The 16,330-nt window shown below is 70.9% G+C and carries 16 protein-coding genes and 1 riboswitch; of the genes, 9 read left to right on the top strand and 7 right to left on the bottom strand.

Annotated elements, in window-relative coordinates:
- Nucleotides 1-89 precede the first annotated feature (89 nt).
- Nucleotides 90-944, bottom strand: coding sequence for a DUF559 domain-containing protein (locus G4X40_RS21475; RefSeq protein WP_277835654.1), 855 nt, complete (start codon nt 942-944; stop codon nt 90-92).
- A 198-nt stretch (nt 945-1,142) separates the two neighbouring features.
- Nucleotides 1,143-1,238: riboswitch (TPP riboswitch) on the top strand.
- On the opposite strand from G4X40_RS21475, the gene G4X40_RS21470 reads away from it, so the two are divergent.
- From G4X40_RS21470 to G4X40_RS21450, 5 genes are all read left to right on the top strand, one after another.
- The gene (locus G4X40_RS21470; RefSeq protein WP_277835652.1) at nt 1,226-1,948 is read left to right on the top strand and encodes a TenA family protein; all 723 of its coding nucleotides are present in this window, start codon (nt 1,226-1,228) and stop codon (nt 1,946-1,948) included. It overlaps the preceding riboswitch by 13 nt.
- Nucleotides 1,945-2,967 (top strand): ABC transporter substrate-binding protein, encoded by a 1,023-nt coding sequence (locus G4X40_RS21465; RefSeq protein WP_277835649.1) that lies wholly within the window; start codon nt 1,945-1,947, stop codon nt 2,965-2,967. The genes G4X40_RS21470 and G4X40_RS21465 overlap by 4 nt, the downstream gene beginning before the upstream one ends.
- Nucleotides 2,945-3,796 carry an ABC transporter permease gene (locus G4X40_RS21460; RefSeq protein WP_277835645.1) on the top strand — a complete coding sequence of 284 codons (852 nt, stop codon included), beginning with the start codon at nt 2,945-2,947 and terminating at the stop codon, nt 3,794-3,796. The genes G4X40_RS21465 and G4X40_RS21460 overlap by 23 nt, the downstream gene beginning before the upstream one ends.
- Nucleotides 3,789-4,625, top strand: coding sequence for an ABC transporter ATP-binding protein (locus G4X40_RS21455; protein WP_277835643.1), 837 nt, complete (start codon nt 3,789-3,791; stop codon nt 4,623-4,625). Before G4X40_RS21460 ends, G4X40_RS21455 begins: the two co-directional genes overlap by 8 nt.
- Before the next feature lie 10 nt (nt 4,626-4,635).
- The gene (locus tag G4X40_RS21450; protein WP_277835641.1) at nt 4,636-5,058 is read left to right on the top strand and encodes a hypothetical protein; all 423 of its coding nucleotides are present in this window, start codon (nt 4,636-4,638) and stop codon (nt 5,056-5,058) included.
- Nucleotides 5,059-5,097: 39 nt separating this feature from the next.
- Here G4X40_RS21450 and G4X40_RS21445 read toward each other — a convergent pair whose 3' ends face one another.
- The gene (locus G4X40_RS21445) at nt 5,098-6,021 is read right to left on the bottom strand and encodes a hypothetical protein (protein WP_277835638.1); all 924 of its coding nucleotides are present in this window, start codon (nt 6,019-6,021) and stop codon (nt 5,098-5,100) included.
- Nucleotides 6,022-6,225: 204 nt separating this feature from the next.
- Here G4X40_RS21445 and G4X40_RS21440 point away from each other — a divergent pair, with 204 nt between their 5' ends.
- From G4X40_RS21440 to G4X40_RS21430, 3 genes are all read left to right on the top strand, one after another.
- Nucleotides 6,226-7,503 (top strand): DUF4185 domain-containing protein, encoded by a 1,278-nt coding sequence (locus G4X40_RS21440; protein ID WP_277835636.1) that lies wholly within the window; start codon nt 6,226-6,228, stop codon nt 7,501-7,503.
- 76 nt (nt 7,504-7,579) lie between these two features.
- Entirely contained in the window at nt 7,580-8,563 is a 984-nt protein-coding gene (locus G4X40_RS21435; RefSeq protein WP_277835634.1) for an LLM class F420-dependent oxidoreductase, read from the top strand.
- Between the two features lie 37 nt (nt 8,564-8,600).
- Nucleotides 8,601-9,227, top strand: coding sequence for a DUF4232 domain-containing protein (locus tag G4X40_RS21430; protein ID WP_277835631.1), 627 nt, complete (start codon nt 8,601-8,603; stop codon nt 9,225-9,227).
- Nucleotides 9,228-9,230: 3 nt separating this feature from the next.
- On the opposite strand, the gene G4X40_RS21425 is transcribed toward G4X40_RS21430, so the two are convergent.
- The 3 genes from G4X40_RS21425 to G4X40_RS21415 all read right to left on the bottom strand — a co-directional run bounded on the left by G4X40_RS21425 (nt 9,231) and on the right by G4X40_RS21415 (nt 13,102).
- Entirely contained in the window at nt 9,231-10,769 is a 1,539-nt protein-coding gene (locus G4X40_RS21425; RefSeq protein ID WP_277835625.1) for a carboxylesterase/lipase family protein, read from the bottom strand.
- 67 nt (nt 10,770-10,836) lie between these two features.
- Entirely contained in the window at nt 10,837-12,639 is a 1,803-nt protein-coding gene (locus G4X40_RS21420) for an AMP-dependent synthetase/ligase (RefSeq protein WP_277835623.1), read from the bottom strand.
- Entirely contained in the window at nt 12,632-13,102 is a 471-nt protein-coding gene (locus G4X40_RS21415) for a MarR family winged helix-turn-helix transcriptional regulator (protein ID WP_277835619.1), read from the bottom strand. The genes G4X40_RS21420 and G4X40_RS21415 overlap by 8 nt, the downstream gene beginning before the upstream one ends.
- A 138-nt stretch (nt 13,103-13,240) precedes the next feature.
- On the opposite strand from G4X40_RS21415, the gene G4X40_RS21410 reads away from it, so the two are divergent.
- On the top strand, nt 13,241-13,519 hold the full coding sequence (locus tag G4X40_RS21410) for a GNAT family N-acetyltransferase (RefSeq protein ID WP_277835616.1): 279 nt from the start codon (nt 13,241-13,243) through the stop codon (nt 13,517-13,519).
- Between the two features lie 77 nt (nt 13,520-13,596).
- Here G4X40_RS21410 and G4X40_RS21405 read toward each other — a convergent pair whose 3' ends face one another.
- Both G4X40_RS21405 and G4X40_RS21400 read right to left on the bottom strand, forming a co-directional pair.
- A complete protein-coding gene (locus G4X40_RS21405) occupies nt 13,597-14,568 on the bottom strand; it encodes a TauD/TfdA dioxygenase family protein (protein ID WP_277835612.1) in 972 nt (323 codons plus the stop codon).
- Nucleotides 14,569-14,633: 65 nt separating this feature from the next.
- Nucleotides 14,634-16,322, bottom strand: coding sequence for a dipeptide ABC transporter ATP-binding protein (locus G4X40_RS21400; RefSeq protein ID WP_277835609.1), 1,689 nt, complete (start codon nt 16,320-16,322; stop codon nt 14,634-14,636).
- Between the last annotated feature and the right edge of the window lie 8 nt (nt 16,323-16,330).

Here is a 16,330-nt window from a genome sequence, read left to right as displayed (position 1 = left end):
ACTCGATTCCGTGGTTTCCCCGGTTTCGGCGCGATTTGTGTTGGAGATGGCGCGCCGGTTCGCCCATCTAGCCCACCTCGCACCCCGCCTCACCCGCGCCGGTTGGCCCGGCGGCGACGCAGGACCGACACGATCTCGTCGGCAATACCCTCCACATCGGCCATCACGTCCGCGCCGGCGTAGCGCAGCACATACCAGCGCTCGGCGATCAGCGCGTTCTGACGTCGACGATCGCGGCGGAACGTCGGCGGCTCACTGTGCGGGCCGAGCCCGTCGACCTCGATGAGCGTCCGCGAACGCACGTCGACCAGGTCCGGCCAGTAGCCCACAACACGGACCGTGTTCGCCGGCAGCCGGTACCCGCGGCGCGCGAGCGCCCTGCCCAGCAGCCGTTCCGGTTCGGAGTCGGCGAGGGTGGCGGCCTCGCGCAGCTGGCGGCGAGCGGCCGGCGCACCGTGCGTGCCCGCGTCACGAGCACACCGCTGCTCAACTGCCCGACGCGAGATGGTGCGGTCGAGGGCCGCGTCGACGAGCCGGTCGGCCTCCTCGCCCTCGAGCACGGCCACGCAGTCGAGCAGGGCGCGCGCGTCGGTCACCACCGGCATGCCCCACGCGGAACTCCTCGCGTCGCGGTCCAGGTTGCGCCGGTACAGCCGCAGCCACGACGGGGCCTGCGCGCCGACGGACACCGCACGCGGCACCGTCGCCTCGACGACGTCGGGCTCGTCGGTGAGCCGCCACAACCACGCCGCGGTGCGGTGACTCAGCACCGCGCGAGGCTGCCACAGCGTCACGGCGAAACACCTGGCCAGGGTGGTGACCTGCTCGGTCGCGTAGATCGCCGGCAGCAGCCGGGTGTACCGACCGCGCCGCTGAACCGTCGAACGGTCGATGCCGGTGGCGGTGAGCTGGGCCAGGGTCTGGACCCCGAACGGTGGACGCACCGGCTCAGTGTCACCGCGCCCACATCGCACCCACCGTCGGCGAGGAGCGGTTGTGGAGAGCCGCCACGCCTGTGGAAACGCGCCTGTCCACACACAGATCGAGTCGAAAACGGGGAAACCACGGAATCGGGTCGATTTGTGTTGGGAATGGCGCACCCACAGCAACGCCCGACCTCCACATCCCAGGTGTTAGCCTCGATCCTCGACACGGGGTGCTCCGCACGGGCGGGGCTGAGACAACACCCGCACACCTGTTCAGGTAATGCTGACGAAGGGATGTCATGGGCGACACCTGTCCGGAGTCCGGACGCTTCACCGATCACCTGTGGGACCGGACAAAGCCACTTCGCGCGGCCATCGAGAACCTCGAGTTCCTACGCCGCCTCGGCGACGGCACCCTGCCGCTGCCGGCGTTCCGCTGCTACGTCGAGCAGGACGAGCTGTACCTGACCGGCTTCGCGCGGGCGCTGGCACTGACCGCCGCGCAGGCGCCCGACCCGCAGACCGCCGCGTTCTGGGCGAACTCCTCGGCCACCGCGACCACGGTCGAGTCGACGCTGCACGAGTCGCTGCTCGCCGCGCTGCCCCCGGCCGACACTGCGCCCGAACCGTCGCCGACCTGCCTGGGCTACTACTCCTATCTGATCGCGACGGCCGCGACCGCGCCCTATCCGGTGGCCGCCGCCGCGGTGCTGCCGTGCTTCTGGATCTACGCCGAGGTGGGCCGCGACCTGGCCCGCAGCGCGCAGCAGGTGCTCGAGCGCGACCCCGAACACCCGTACGCGCGCTGGGTGAGCACCTACGACGCACCGGAGTTCCAGGAGTCCGCGGCCACCGCCCGCGCCCTCGTCGACGCGGCCGCCGAGGCCGCCACCGCATCCGAGCGCGACGCGATGACCGAGGCGTTCACGGTCGCCATGCGCTACGAGTTGATGTTCTGGGACACCGCGCTGCACCCGCTGACGTGGCCCGCCGGGGACGAGCCCGCCGGGGATACAGCGTGACCCGCCTGCGGCGCCTGTTGGCCGGCGCGACGGTGGTCGTCGCCGCGGCCGCCGGACTGAGCGCCTGCGCGAGCAGCGGGACCTCCTCGCCGAACACCATCCGGTTCGCGCTGGACTGGACGCCGAACACCAACCACACCGGGCTGTACGTGGCCGAGCGCGAGGGCTACTTCAAGGATGCCGGCCTGGACGTGCAGATCCTGCCGTACAACAACACCTCGGTGGACACGCTTGTCGGCTCCGGCAACGCCGAGTTCGGGATCAGCACCCAGGACCAGTCGACGTTCTCGCAGGCCGCCGGCGCGAACGTCGAGTCGGTGCTCGCCCCGCTGCAGCACTGGGCCACCGGTATCGGCGTGCGCGCCGACCGCGCCGACATCACCTCCCCGAAGGACCTCGATGGCAAGACGTACGCGGGCTTCGGCGACCCCGGCGAGGTGGCGACGCTGCAGGGCGTCATCCGCGGCGCCGGCGGCAAGGGGGACTTCAAGTCGGTCACGCTCGGCACCTCTGCGTACCAGGCGGTGTACTCCGGCAAGGCCGACTTCACCGTCTCCTACAACGCCTGGGAGGGCATCGAGGCGCAGCGGGCCGGCACGCCGATGAAGTACTTCAAGTACACCGACTACGGCTTCCCTGACGCGTACGCGATCGTCGTCGACGGCAACCGTGACTGGCTCGCCGCCCATCCCGACCAGGCCCGAAAGTTCGTCCAGGCGCTGCAGCGCGGCTACCGGTTCGCGGCGGACAACCCGGACCGGGCCGCACAGGACCTCATCGATGCCAACCCCGGCGCGTTCGAGGACCCGGGGCTGGTCCACGAGGGCCAGCGGATGCTTGCCGCCGACTATATGAAGGACGTGCAGGGCGAGGTAGGCAGCCAGACTACCCAGCAGTGGGCGGGCTATTCCGGATACCTGTATCAGCACGGACTGCTCAGCGGCCCCGACGGCAAACCACTTGCGCACGAACCGGATTGGTCGACGTACTTCACCGATGAGTATCTCGGCCACGCGTAGCGCCGCGCTGCGGGCACATCGCGACACCCCGGCCGGCGGGGTCGCGGCGGTGCTGCGACGTGTACTGCCGGCGATGCTCACGCTGGCTGCGCTGATCGCGGTGTGGCAGGTGTACGTGCAGACCAGCGGGATCAGCCCGCAGATCCTGCCGTCGCCGCTGCGGGTGGTCGAGCAGGGCTGGGCGCACCGCGACGACCTCGCCCTGAACAGTTGGGCGACGGTGCGTGAGACGCTGATCGGGTTCGCGGTGTCGCTGGCGCTCGCCTGGGCGCTGGCGATCGCGGTGGACTTCTCGAGCTGGCTGCGCCGCGCGCTGGTGCCGCTGTTCGTCGTCTCGCAGACGCTGCCGATCATCGCGATCGCGCCGCTGGTGATCATCTGGTTCGGCTTCGGTCTGCTGCCGAAGATCGTGGTGATCGCGCTGGCCACTTTCTTCCCGATGGCCATCGGGCTGATCGAGGGCTTCGCCGCGACCGACGCGGACGCGGGCGCGCTGTTGCGGTCGATGGGGGCCTCCCGGTGGCAGGTGTTCCGGTATGTGCGGCTGCCGTCGGCGCTGCCCCGATTCTTCACCGCGCTGCGGATCGGCATCACCTATGCGGTGGTCGGGGCGGTGTTCGCCGAGTATGTCGGCGCCAGCGAGGGACTGGGCATCTACATGAGCCTGCAGAAGAACTCGTTCCGCACCGACCTGGTGCTGGCGGCGGTGCTGGTGACCGCGCTGATCTCGCTGGTGCTGTTCGCGCTGACCTACGCCGTCGAGAAGGTGGTCGCGCCGTGGGCCCGCGCCGAACGTGGCCCGCTACGAAACGAGGCGAGCCGTGTCTGACGCCCTGTCCTGCGAGCGGGTCGAGCGCGCGTTCCCACTCGGTCGCGGGCGTGCCCGACCGGTCCTCGATGCGATGTCGCTGCGTGTGCAGCCCGGCGAGTTCGTCTCACTGATCGGGCCGAGCGGCTGCGGCAAGTCGACGCTGTTCAACGTCATCGCCGGCCTCGACAGGCCTGACTCGGGCCGGGTACTGGTCGGCGACGGCAGTGCCGCCGGACAGGACGTGACCGGCCGACCCGGCCACTGCGCATACATGCCGCAGAAGGACCTGCTGTTCCCGTGGCGCTCGGTGCTCGACAACACCGTTCTCGGGTTACAGGTCGCCGGTGTGGGCAAGCGCGAGGCCCGCGATCGCGCGCGGGAACTGTTCCCCGCATTCGGGCTGGGCGGCTTCGAGGACGCCCGGCCCGGTGAGCTCTCCGGCGGCATGCGCCAGCGCGCGGCGCTGCTGCGCACGGTCGTGCAGGGCCGGGACCTGCTGCTGCTCGACGAGCCGTTCGGCGCGCTGGACTCGCTCACGCGCACCGAGATGCAGTCGTGGCTGCAGCAGGTGTGGCAGCGCTACCGGTGGACGGTGCTGATGATCACCCACGACGTGCGCGAGGCGGTGTTCCTGTCGGACCGGGTGGTGGTGCTGTCGGCGCGGCCGGCGACGGTGCGCCGCGAGGTCGTCGTCGACCTGCCGCGGCCACGGGAGCTGTCGCTGCTGACGGCGCCGGAGTTCGCGGCGATCGAACGCGAACTGCTCGACCTGCTGCACGAGGAGTCGAGGCGCGCGCTCGAGCAGCAGGCCACCGCGCAGGCTGGCGGGTCCACCGCGAGCCGGTGATACTGGGGACATGAGCAGCAACGGTCCCTTCGGATTCGATCCCGACGACATCGAACGGCTCGCCCGCGAGGCCGGTGAGGGCCTGCGCGACGCGTTCGACCGCGTCGGCCGCTACATCGAACAGTCCGGCAACACCGCGGTGTTCTCGCACGTGTTCACCGGCGGCCGCCGTCAGCCCGAGACGACCGGCGAGTCCGGCGACGGGGTCTGGGCGATCTACACCGTCGATGCCGACGGCAGTGCCCGCGTCGACCAGGTCTTCGCCGGCGAGCTCGACGCGCTACGCGTGTTCAAGGACAACACCGACCGCCGGCGCCGGGTGCGGTTCCTGCCGTACGGGGTGACCGCCAGCGTGCTCGACGAGGCCTCCCCCGCGGCTCCGGACACCGAAGTCCCAACAGATTCGGCCCCCGACGAGCCGTCCGAAGACTAGGTCACCGAGCCGGGTGCACACCGGCAACCGGTGCTCCGGTCATCGATCGCGCGGTATCGATTCGACGACCCGCGCGAGGTCGCTCTCGCTCAGTGGCGTGTCGACCAGCAGCGCCCAATGCCATTCCTCGTCGGCCCACTCGTGCAACGGATACTGACGGAATCCGTCCTTCCACTTCTCTGGAAGCGCTGTGCCACACGGCCAGCGGAACAGGACGGCGAGACCGTTGACGTCCAGTGTGGCCCTGAACGCTCCGGTCTCCGGGTCGCCCTCCCTCGGTGAGTAGCTCACACCCCGCGGCCACCACCGCGGCACCGGCAGGTCCTGCTCGCGCGCCCAGTTCTGTCCTGCCCTGCGGCGTTCGCGCTCGTCGCGCGTGGCGGTCGACACCGGCCCGCGCCATTCGAAGATGTCCGGCGGCAGTATCGAATCCACGTCGAGCGCAACGATCTCGTGAACGTACCCCGCCTCTGGGGTGGCCACCCGCAGCGGAATTCCCGTTCGTTCGTCGACCGCGACCCGCAGCGGGTAGGGCTTGTCCGCCCGTTTGCCGGGTGTTGCGGCGAGCCGAAACTCCGTGGCGCGGCGTCCGGCGACCACCACGGGCGTGCCGGAGCCGAGCGGCCGGGTGAAGTCGTCGGACCACCCGAACACGCGCCGCCCACCGAACACGGTTCCCAGCACCGTCCGCGGATGCGGCAGCGGCCCCAGGTGGGTCGTCAACGAGACCAGTGCCATGTCGTTGCCGGTGCGCAGCAGGACGCGTTCGCCGTCGTCCAGGTACCACAGGCCCAGCTCGTCTTCGATCCGCCACCGATCCGGACTCTGGTGCCAGAACTCGACCTCGCGCTCTTCGGTGGCGCCGTCCTCGTGGACCTGGGAACGCATCAGCCCGTGGACGGTGGTGAACGCGAACGCCTGCATGCGACCGAACGCCTCGGCCCAGGATTCCTCGGACGACATCGACATCACGCTAGCCGACGACAAGCACTTCCGGCGTCTGCCGATACGGCCATGTGACCGGCAGCCGCCGGCCCGTCGGTCGTTTGACCGAATCGTGACCGGATGACGGCGCCCGGCGCACACCGCGGTTGCTAACGTCGGCGTGCCCGGGCATCTCGATTCATCGTCCCGGACGACACCGTCGCCGACCGAAGGGCCGATCCGATGCCGCGTCCCCGCACCCGTCTGCTCACCTCCCTCGCGACGACCGCACTGTCGCTCGCGACGCTGGCCGCGGTCGCACCGGCGACGCTGGCGCCCGCCGCGACCGCCGCGACCGCCGGGATCCTGCCGTGCCGCAGCAGCGACGGCCCCGGCACCGGCAGTCTCGGCAGCACCGGGCTGACCGGCAGTGTCGGCGGTACCGGGAGCATCGGCGGCACCGGCAGTTCCCAGGGCAGCTCCTTCGGCAGCACCAACCCGATCCCCTGGCTCAACGGCCGCGACGGCGGACTGCCGAACCTCAAGGGCGAGACCCAGGCGGTGCAGCACATCACCGGCCTGGACAGCCCCAACGACACCGCCTTCCGGTTCAACGTCGTCGGCACCGATCTCGGCATCATGTGGGACAACGGCGGCGGACAGGTGCTGACCGCCTTCGGCGACACCGTCGGCTTCAGCTGGAACCCGTTGTGCCAGGGCCTGCTCGGCGACTGGCGCTCGAACGTGTTGCTGCGCAGCAGCGATCGTGACCTGAGCCGGGGCATGCGCATCGACAGCGCCGCACTGGACCGGCGCAACCACGCCAAGGAGATCATCCCCAGCAAGAAGATCAACGGCGTGGAGATGACCACGATCCCGACCGCGGGAATCGAGGTCGGCGGCGTGCAGTACATCAACTACATGTCGGTGCGGTCCTGGGGACTTCCCGGCGCCTGGATCACCAACTTCTCGGCGCTCGCATCGTCCACCGACAACGGCGAGAACTGGACAGTCCTCCCGACGACCGCGCGCACCAACGACCCGGTCACCGGCAACCACAACTTCCAGATGGCCGCCTACGTGAAGAGCGACGGCTACGTCTACGCCTTCGGCACCCCGTCCGGCCGGGACGGCGCCGCCTACCTGTCGCGCGTGCGGGAGGCCGACTTCACCGATCAACTGGCGTACGAGTACTGGAACGGCACCGGCTGGACCCCGACGCTCCCGGCCGCCGCGGTGCCGGTGATGGCCTCGCCGGTCAGCGAGATGTCGGTGGCGTACAACGACTATCTGCACAAGTTCGTCACGCTCTACACCGACGCGACCAGCTCGGTGGTCATGCGCACGGCCGACCGACCGCAGGGTCCGTGGTCGACGCCGAAGGTGCTGATCAGCGGGCGGTCCGTGCCTGGGCTGTACGGCGCATACATCCACCCGTGGTCGAGCGGGCCGGATCTGTACTACGTCGCAACGACCTGGTCGGACTACAACGTGATGCTGATGCGCACCCGGCTCGCCTGAGCGGATCACCGGGCCGACCCGCGCGGGGGCGCAACACCCGTGCGCGTGCACCGGGAGCGGAGTAGCGTCCGACCCCGTGAGCATTCGACTCGGATACCAGATCCCCAACTTCAGCTACGGCGGTCCGGTCGCGGACCTGTTCCCGACCGTCATCGCTCAAGCGCGCGAAGCGGAGTCGTCCGGATTCGACACCGTGTTCGTGATGGACCACTTCTATCAGCTGCCCGGTCTCGGGCAGCTGGACGAGCCGATGCTCGAGTCCTACACGGCGCTCGCGGGCCTGGCCACCGCGACCTCGACGATCCAGCTCTCGGCGCTGGTCACCGGCAACACCTACCGCAACCCGACGATGCTCGCGAAGACGGTGACCACGCTCGACGTGGTCAGCGGCGGGCGGGCGGTTCTGGGCATCGGCGCAGGCTGGTTCGAGCTCGAACACCAGCAGCTGGGCTACGAGTTCGGCACGTTCACCGACCGGTTCGCGCGGCTCGGCGAGGCGCTGGAGATCATCGCGCCGATGCTGCGCGGCGACCGGCCGACCTACGAGGGCAAGTGGTATCGCGCGGACGGCGCCATCAACGAGCCGCGCTTCCGTGACGACCTGCCGATCCTGCTGGGCGGCAGCGGGGAGCGTAAGACGTTCGGGTTCGCCGCGCGCTACGCCGACCACCTCAACATCATCTGCAACGCCGACGAGCTGCCCCGCAAGATGGCCGCCCTCGCCGACCGCTGCGAGGAGTCCGGCCGGGACCGCGGCACGCTGGAGACCAGCTACCTGGCGTCGGTCATCCTCGACGAGGACGGCGATCGCGCCCGCCGGCTGCAGCGCGAGTACCTGGGGGTGCGCGGCGTCGACCTCGATGCGATGTCCGCGTCCGAACGCGCAGCGGCCACCGCGCGCCAGTTCGTGGGTTCCCCCGACGAGGTGGCCGAGCAGCTGCGCACCCGCGTGCTCGACCACGGCATCGACGGTCTGGTCATCAACATGGCCGTCAACGGCCACACGCCCGGCGTCGTCGAACTGGCCGGACGCACCCTGCGACCGCTGGTGGGAGGCTGACATGCACCCTTCCCGAAGGACCCTCGGAGGCCTTGCCGTGCTGGGTTGCACAGCCGCACTGGGCTTGTCGGCGTGCAGCACGTCCGGCTCCCCGACCGCGGCCTCGTCCTCGCACCCGGCGGCGCAGACCACCGCGCAGTCCCCCGGCCAGAATTCCGGGTCCGGCACCGACAGCGCCTCCGGGTCCGAGGGCGCGGCGCCCGCCACCACCGCCGCGCCGGCCTCGACCGCCGCCAACCCGAACGGTTGCCGCACCGGCGAGCTGTCGATCACGCTCGGTCAGGCGAACGGCGCTGCAGGGTCGGTGATGTTCCCGATCGTGTTCACCAACACCGGTTCGCGCACCTGCGAACTCGACGGCTTCCCAGGCGTCTCGTACGTCGGCGCCGACGGCGCGGCACAGGTCGGCGCGGCGGCCACCCGCAACGGGCCGTCCGGCGGGCCGGTGCAGCTGGCTCCCGGCGCGAAGGCGAGTGCGCAGGTGCGCGCCGTGCAGGTGGCGAACTATCCGGCCGACGAATGCAAGCCGACGCCGGTCAGCGGGCTGCGCGTGTACCCGCCCAACGATTTCGACTCGGTGGTCCTGCCGCACGAGGGCACGGGCTGCGCCGGCACCGACGCGCAACTCCACCAGCTGTCGGTCGCCGCGGTCACCGGCTCATGACCGTCAGCTGAAGCCCATCACGTCGTCGCCCCAGGCCTGCCGCAGCGCGGAGTCCGGATCGTCGACGAGCGTGTCGACCTTGTCGATGACCAGGGTGGTGCGGGTGTCCTCGTCGTAGCGCGTCCAGTGCTTGGAGCCGTCGAGGGCCGCGGGCACGCCGTGCGCACCGAACGACACCCAGCGCCGGCGCATCCGGCCGGACACCTCGAGCGCGGTGCGCCGCCCGCCGAGCAGGAACGTCGGGTCGGGGCTCATCGTGCCGAAATTGCCGAACACATACGGCAGTTCAGCGGCGTGACCCGCCCCGATCCGTGCGGCCTTGAGCATCGGGGTGGCCTGGTCGAAGCGATACATCCAGGTCGGCGCGAACCGGCTGTGCGCGTCGGCGATCCACTGGCTCGGCATCCGGAACGCCGCGTCGCGCGAGAGCGCCATGACTCCCTTGGCCCTCGGCAGATCCGGGTAGGCGGCGATGATCGCGGCGATGCGTTCGGGCGGCAAACCCTCGTTGTCGGCGACGATGCCGGCGAACATCGCGCTGACCGAGTCGGAGGTGACCGGCATGAGCGGCGAACGCATCAGCCGGAAGATCGACGCCTCGTCGCGGTTGGTCCCGATGATCAGCGGGATCCGGTGCGCGAGCCCTTTCTGGAACGCCGCCACTGGATAGTGCGGCACCAGGTCGCGGTCGACGACGGGGGCCATCGCGAGCGTGCCGGGCACCTTCGTGGGGATCTCGTCGACGAGCGTGTCGCCGGCGGCGATCAACTGGTCGACCGGCATCTCGACGAGCTTGCCCGCGTGCTCCGGGGCGAGGTCGACCAGGTCGAGGAAGCGGCGTGCGACGGTCGCCGCCCGGTCGCCGCCGTACACCGAGGTGGCGGGCGGGCTCTGCGCGATGGCGCGGTGGAACAGTCCTTGCGCGCGCGGCACCGTCATCAGCGTCGTGATCGATCCGGCACCGGACGACTCGCCGAACACGGTGACACAGCCGGGGTCGCCGCCGAACCCACCGATGCAGTCCCGCACCCATTCGAGGGCGGCGATCTGGTCGCGCAGGCCCAGGTTCGTCTCGAACACGTGCTCGGCGTCGGACAGCGAGGACAGATCCAGGAAACCGAACACCCCGACCCGAAAGTTGACGGTGACGACCACGACCTCGCCGGAGGCCGCGAGCCGGTGGGCGTCGTAGATGGCCTGCGACGAGCCCCCGAGGTAGTAGGCACCGCCGTGGATCCACACCATCACCGGGCGCGGTTCGGCGGACGGCGGCGCCGCCCAGACGTTCACCGTGAGACAGTCCTCGTCGCGCACCGAGGCCGGGTCCATCGGGATCGCGTTGTCCAGGCTCTGCGGCGCGATCGGCCCGAACTCGGTGCAGTCGCGCGTGCCCGACCAGACGGCGGGTGGACGGGGCGCGCGGAACCGCAGCTCCCCCACCGGCGGCGCGGCATACGGGATGCCGCGCCAGACGAACACGCCGCCCTCGTCGCGGCCGCGGGCATCGCCGTAAGGGGTTCGGGCGGTCAACGTTCCGGTCACGGCGGTCCTCCCTGCGATCGTGCTCCCACTGTCCACGCTACCAACGACCGCGCAGGTGGCGCCGCAGTCAGCGCACGTACAGGCCGTCGATCTCGTCGGCGAACCGCTCGGCGACCACGTGCCGCTTGACCTTCAACGTGGGCGTCAGCTCACCCGACTCCTCGGTCAGGTCGCGTTCGAGCACCACGAACTTCTTGATCGACTCGGCGTGCGAGACACCGGAGTTCGCGTCCTCGACGGCGAGCTGCAACTCGCTCAGCAGGTCCGCGTCCGCGCGCAGGTGCGCGATGGTGGCGTCGGCGGCCTTGCCGTGGGCGCTCTTCCAGTCGTCGAACGTCTCGGGGTCGACCGTGAGCAGCGCGCCGATGAACGGCCGCCCGTCCCCGACGACGACCGCCTGCGAGACCAGCGTGTGCGAGCGCAGCCGGTCCTCCATCGGGCCGGGGGCGACGTTCTTGCCGCCGGCGGTGATCAGCAGGTCCTTCTTGCGGCCGGTGATCCGCAGGTAGCCGTCCTCGTCGAGCCGGCCCAGGTCGCCGGTGCGCAGCCAACCGTCGTACAGCGCATCGGCGGTCGCGGCCTCGTTGTTCCAGTAGCCGCCGAAGACGACCCCGCCGCCCAGTTCGATCTCACCGTCCTCGGCGATGCGGACGCTGTTGCCGCCGAGCGGCCGCCCGACCGTGCCGATGCGTTGCGCGCCGGGCATGTTGACGCAGTGCGCCGCAGTGGTCTCGGTCAGCCCGTAACCCTCGTAGATCGGCACACCCAGGCCGCGGAAGAAGTGCCCGATCCGGTCCGCCAGCGCGCCGCCGCCCGAGATCGTCACCTCGCACGAACCACCCAGCGCGGCACGCAGTTTCGCGTACACCAGCCGGTCACACAGCGTGTGCTGCAACTTCAGTCCGACCGGGACGGACCGCGGGCCGTCCTGCGCTTGGCTGTAGCGGATCGCGGTGCGCTCGGCGAACGCGAAGATCCGCGCCTTCGCGGCCCCGCCGGTCTCGGCCTGCTTGGCCGCGGCGTCGCGCACCTTCTCGAACACCCGCGGCACCCCGAGGATCGTGTGCGGCGCGAACCGGGCGAACTGTCCGGTGATCGTCTTGAAGTCCGACCAGTGGGCCTGCGTCGCGCCGGCCTCGAAGGCGGCGAGCGAGACCGCGCGGGCGAGCACATGGGCGAGCGGCAGGAACGTCAGGATGCGCCGGCCCGGATAGGCCGCGGTCCGGCCGATCGAGGAGGTGAGGATCCCGCGGACCTCGGCGAGGAAGTTGCGGTGGGTCAGCACGCAGCCCTTCGGCCGGCCCGTCGTGCCGGAGGTGTAGACCAGCGAGGCCGGCGCGTCGGCCCGCACCCCGTCCAGGCGGGCGGTCAGGTCGGCCTCCGGCACGCCGACGCCGGCGGCGACCAACGCGTCGACCGCGCCGTCGTCGATGGTGACGATCTTGTGCAACGCCTCGGGCAGGTCGGTGCGGTCGAACAACGCCGCGTGGTCGCCGGTCTCGACGACGGCGAGCACCGCGGCGGAGTCCGAGGCGATCCAGTGCACCTGGTCCGAGGACGACGAATCGTAGATCGGCACGGTGACCGCGCCGGCGGCCCAGATCGCGAAGTCCAGCAGCGTCCACTCGAAGCGGGTGGCGGCGAGCAGGATCACCCGGTCGCCCGGCGCCACACCCTCGGCGATCAGCCCCTTGGCGACCCCGGTGACGAGTTCGGCGAACCCGGCGGCGGTGACGTCCTGCCAGCCGGTGCCGACGGGCCGGGAGAACAGCACCCGCGCGGGGTGCTGCTCGGCCTGGGTGAACACCGACCGGACGATCGACTCGTCGTCGCCGATGCCGAACGTGGCGTTGCAGGCGAATTCACGCATGGGGACTGTCTCCGGTGGTCTCGTGGGTGGGCGGCGGCGTGGTCTGGGCGAACCGGGTCAGCGCGCGGGCGAAGTCCTCGACCTCGCCCTGCGACCACGCCGACAGCCGGACGCCGACCTCGTCGCGGTCCTTGGACGCGGTCGCGTCGAGCACCCGGCGGCCCGCGTCGGTCAGTTCGAGCGGATACCCGGTGCGGACGCTGCCCGCACCGGACTCGATCCAGCCGGATTCCACACATCCGCGCACCTGACGCGAGACCGTGGACCGGTGGACCGCGAACGCGACGGCGATCTCGGTGGCCCGGCAGCCGGGGTTGCGCGCGACGAAGGCGAGCAGCGACTGCTGGGCGAAGCTGATCTGCCGATCGGGGTCGCCACGATCGCCGGTCACCAGTTGGCGCACTATCTGCACCAGCTGGTCATGCACGGCCTCGACCGCCGCGGACCGCACCTCGTGTTGCACTGCGCAACTATAACTCTCGATTTCCGTCCCCGGGCACCGATCCCCGAAGTCGCCTGCCCGAACGGATGCCACGGCGGCGCGGCGGCGCGTACGGTTGACTTATCCATGCGACTCCAGCCCTGGTGGGAGGTGTTTTCGGTGGCCGCACGCCTCGTGCAGAACGTCGAACAGGAGCAGTTCGAGTTGTACGTCGGAGATGACCTGGCGGCGTTCGCCGACTACGTCGACATGACCGAGACCCGGAACTTCAGCCACACCGTGACCTATCCCCGTTTCCAGGACCAGGGGCTGGCCACCGAGCTGATCCGGTACGCGCTCGACGTCACCCGCCGGCAGGGCCTCAAGATCGTCCCCTCGTGCTCGTTCGTCGCCGAGTTCATCGAGGGCCACGGCGAGTACCGCGACCTGGTGGCCTGACTGCGCGACCCCGCACGCCGACGGGCCCCGACCCGCGCTGATTCGCGCGGGTCTGGTCCGGGGCCCGGACGCTCCGGTCAGGCGGCGCGCGCCCCGGCCAGCGGACGCACCTGCTCGACCACCGAGAACGCCGACGCGTCGCCCTTGAGTGCGCGGCTGGTCTCCCCGTGCACGTCGACGGGCACGTCGCCGGCGAGGGTCACCCGGTGGATGCTGCGCGCCTGTGAGCCGTAGTCGGAGACGCCGTAGTGCTGGGTGGCCCGGTTGTCCCAGATGGCGACGTCGCCGAGGGACCAGTTCCACCGCACGGTGTTCTCCAGCTTGGTGATCCGCGCCTGCAGCAGCTGGAACAGTGCGGTCGACTCCGACGGCTTGAGCCCGACGAACTCCTGCACGAAATGGCCCAGCAGCAGCGACTTCTCGCCGGTCTCCGGGTGCACGCGCACCACCGGGTGCTCGGTCTCGTAGATCTCCCGGGTGAATTCGCGGAACCGGGCGTCGGCCGCGTCCACCTCGCGGCCGGAGAGCACCTCCGCGTAGTCGTACGCGTTGGTGTGCACGGCACGCAGGTTCTCCACCAGCCCCTTCAGCGACGCGGGCAGCTGATCGTAGGCGGCGGTGGTCGACGCCCAGGTGGTCGCGCCGCCGTACTCGGGCAGCACCACCGGCCGCAGGATCGAGGCCTTCGGAATGCGGTCGACGAAGGTGACGTCGGTGTGCCAGCTGCTGGCGGCGCCGTCGAGGACGAGGATCTTGCCGTCGTCGGAGCGCAGGGTCGGGTGGGTGGTCGTCGGCGTGCCGAGGGTGGTCGCGAACTCGTACTGGACCGCGTCGTCGACGTGCTGCTGGTCGCGGAAGAACACGACCTTGTGCAGCGCCAGCGCGAGCCGGATCGCCTCCGCCGTCGCCGTCGGGATCTCGCCGGAGAGCCGGACGCCGTCGATACGGGCGCCGATGCGTTCGCCGACCTTGTGCACGCTGATGCCTCCGTCGGCGTACACCTCCTCGGCGGCGGTCCGGTCGAGGGCGGGCAGGGTGTGGACGGTCATGTCGGAACTCCTTCGGGTTGCTGCGTTCAGGGGTGTGGTGCTGCTCGTGGGTGTCGGGTGGCCGGTCAAACGGCGAGGACGAGGTCGGGTTGCTGCGGCGTCGGGTCCTCCCTTCGTCGACGCTGACGGACGGGATCCGGGATGGGGACGGCGGCGATCAGGTCGCGGGTGTAGTCGCGTTCGGGTCGGCGGAAGAGCCGCTCGGCGGTCGCGGTCTCGACCAGTTCGCCGGCCCGCAGCACCGCGACCCGGTCGGCCACGTGGTGCACGACCGCCAGGTCGTGGCTGATGAACAGGCACGCGAATCCGTACTGTTCGCGCAGGTCCGCGAACAGTTCGAGCATCTGCGCCTGCAACGACACGTCCAGCGCGCTGGTCGGCTCGTCCGCGACCAGCAGGGTCGGGGTCAGCACGAGCGCCCGGGCCAGCGCCACCCGCTGACGTTGACCGCCCGACAATTCGGCGGGGCGCCGCTCGGCGAAGTCGCGGGGCAGCCGTACTGCGTCCAAGAGTTCGGCGACCCGACCGGCCCGGTCCGGGCCGGTCGCGGTGCGGTGCACCCGCAGCGGCTCGGCGATGCTGTCGCCGATCGACAGGCGCGGGTCGAGGGCCGCCGCCGGGTCCTGGTGCACGAGCGCGACCCGGCGGCGCACCGACCGCAGGCGCGCCCGCGTCAGCGTGCCCAGGTCCTCGCCGCCCAGCAGCACCCGGCCGCCGCTCGCCCGGACGATGCCGAGCGCAGCCCGGCCCAGGGTCGTCTTGCCCGACCCCGACTCCCCCACCACGCCGAGCACCTCGCCGCGGCCGAGCGTGAGGTCCAGTCCGTGCAGCGCCCGGAACCCGGCCCGGCCGCCGCGACCCGGATAGTCGACCGCCAGCCGGTCGAAGACCAGCACCGGCTCGTCCGACGGCGCCGGCTCGGCGACGACCGGTGTGGCGAGGTCGGGCAGCCGCGGAACCGCGGCGAGCAGTTCGCGGGTGTAGTCGACGTGGGCGACGGCGAACAGCGGGTGCACCGGTTGCTGTTCGACCACACGGCCGGACCGCAGCACAACCACCCGGTCGGCGACGTCGGCGACCACGCCGAGGTTGTGGGTGATCAGCAGCACCGCGGTCCCCCGCTCGTCGCGAATCCTGCGCAGCAGCGCGAGGATCTCGGCCTGCACGGTCACGTCGAGTGCGGTGGTCGGCTCGTCGGCGATCAACAGGTCCGGGTCGCCGGCGAGCGCCAGCGCGATCACCACCCGCTGCTTCTGTCCGCCGGAGAGCTGGTGCGGGTACGCGTGCACCCGCGATTCGGGGTCGGGGATGCCGACGTGCCGCAGCAGTTCGACCGCCCGGGCCCGCCCCGGGCGCCGCGGACCACCGTGGGCGCGCAGCGCCTGCACCAGTTGCCGGCCCACGGTGCGCACCGGGTTCAGCGCCGACTGCGGTTCCTGGAAGACCATCGCCGCCCGCACGCCGCGCAGCGAACGCAGCACCTTCTCCGGCGCGCCGATCACCTCTTGGCCGGCGAGCCGGATCGAACCGTCCGCGCGGGCGCCGTCGGGCAGCAGCCCGAGCACGGACCGCGAGGTCAGCGTCTTGCCTGACCCGGATTCGCCGACCAGCGCGACGATCTCGCCGCGACGCACGGTCAGGCTCACCCGGTCGACGACCGCTCGGGAGTCCGCGCCGACACGCACGCTCAGGTCACGGATGTCGAGCACGAGATCATCGGTCGTGGCGTCAGCGGTGCTGGTGGCCGCGTTCATGTTGTCTC

The organism is Speluncibacter jeojiensis, assembly GCF_029589495.1.
Lineage (GTDB): Bacteria > Actinomycetota > Actinomycetes > Mycobacteriales > Mycobacteriaceae > Speluncibacter > Speluncibacter jeojiensis.
The sequence above is the reverse complement of the archived record's forward strand: the minus strand, read 5'-3'. Positions and strand labels throughout refer to the sequence as shown.

What these genes read in the sequence shown, in the direction of transcription:
- G4X40_RS21470 (WP_277835652.1), top strand. Translation starts at nt 1,226, where the DNA reads ATGGGCGACACCTGTCCGGAGTCCGGACGCTTCACCGATCACCTGTGG.
- G4X40_RS21460 (WP_277835645.1), top strand. Translation starts at nt 2,945, where the DNA reads ATGAGTATCTCGGCCACGCGTAGCGCCGCGCTGCGGGCACATCGCGAC.
- G4X40_RS21450 (WP_277835641.1), top strand. Translation starts at nt 4,636, where the DNA reads ATGAGCAGCAACGGTCCCTTCGGATTCGATCCCGACGACATCGAACGG.
- G4X40_RS21445 (WP_277835638.1), bottom strand. Translation starts at nt 6,021, where the DNA reads ATGTCGTCCGAGGAATCCTGGGCCGAGGCGTTCGGTCGCATGCAGGCG.
- G4X40_RS21440 (WP_277835636.1), top strand. Translation starts at nt 6,226, where the DNA reads ATGCCGCGTCCCCGCACCCGTCTGCTCACCTCCCTCGCGACGACCGCA.
- G4X40_RS21420 (WP_277835623.1), bottom strand. Translation starts at nt 12,639, where the DNA reads ATGCGTGAATTCGCCTGCAACGCCACGTTCGGCATCGGCGACGACGAG.
- G4X40_RS21405 (WP_277835612.1), bottom strand. Translation starts at nt 14,568, where the DNA reads ATGACCGTCCACACCCTGCCCGCCCTCGACCGGACCGCCGCCGAGGAG.
- G4X40_RS21400 (WP_277835609.1), bottom strand. Translation starts at nt 16,322, where the DNA reads ATGAACGCGGCCACCAGCACCGCTGACGCCACGACCGATGATCTCGTG.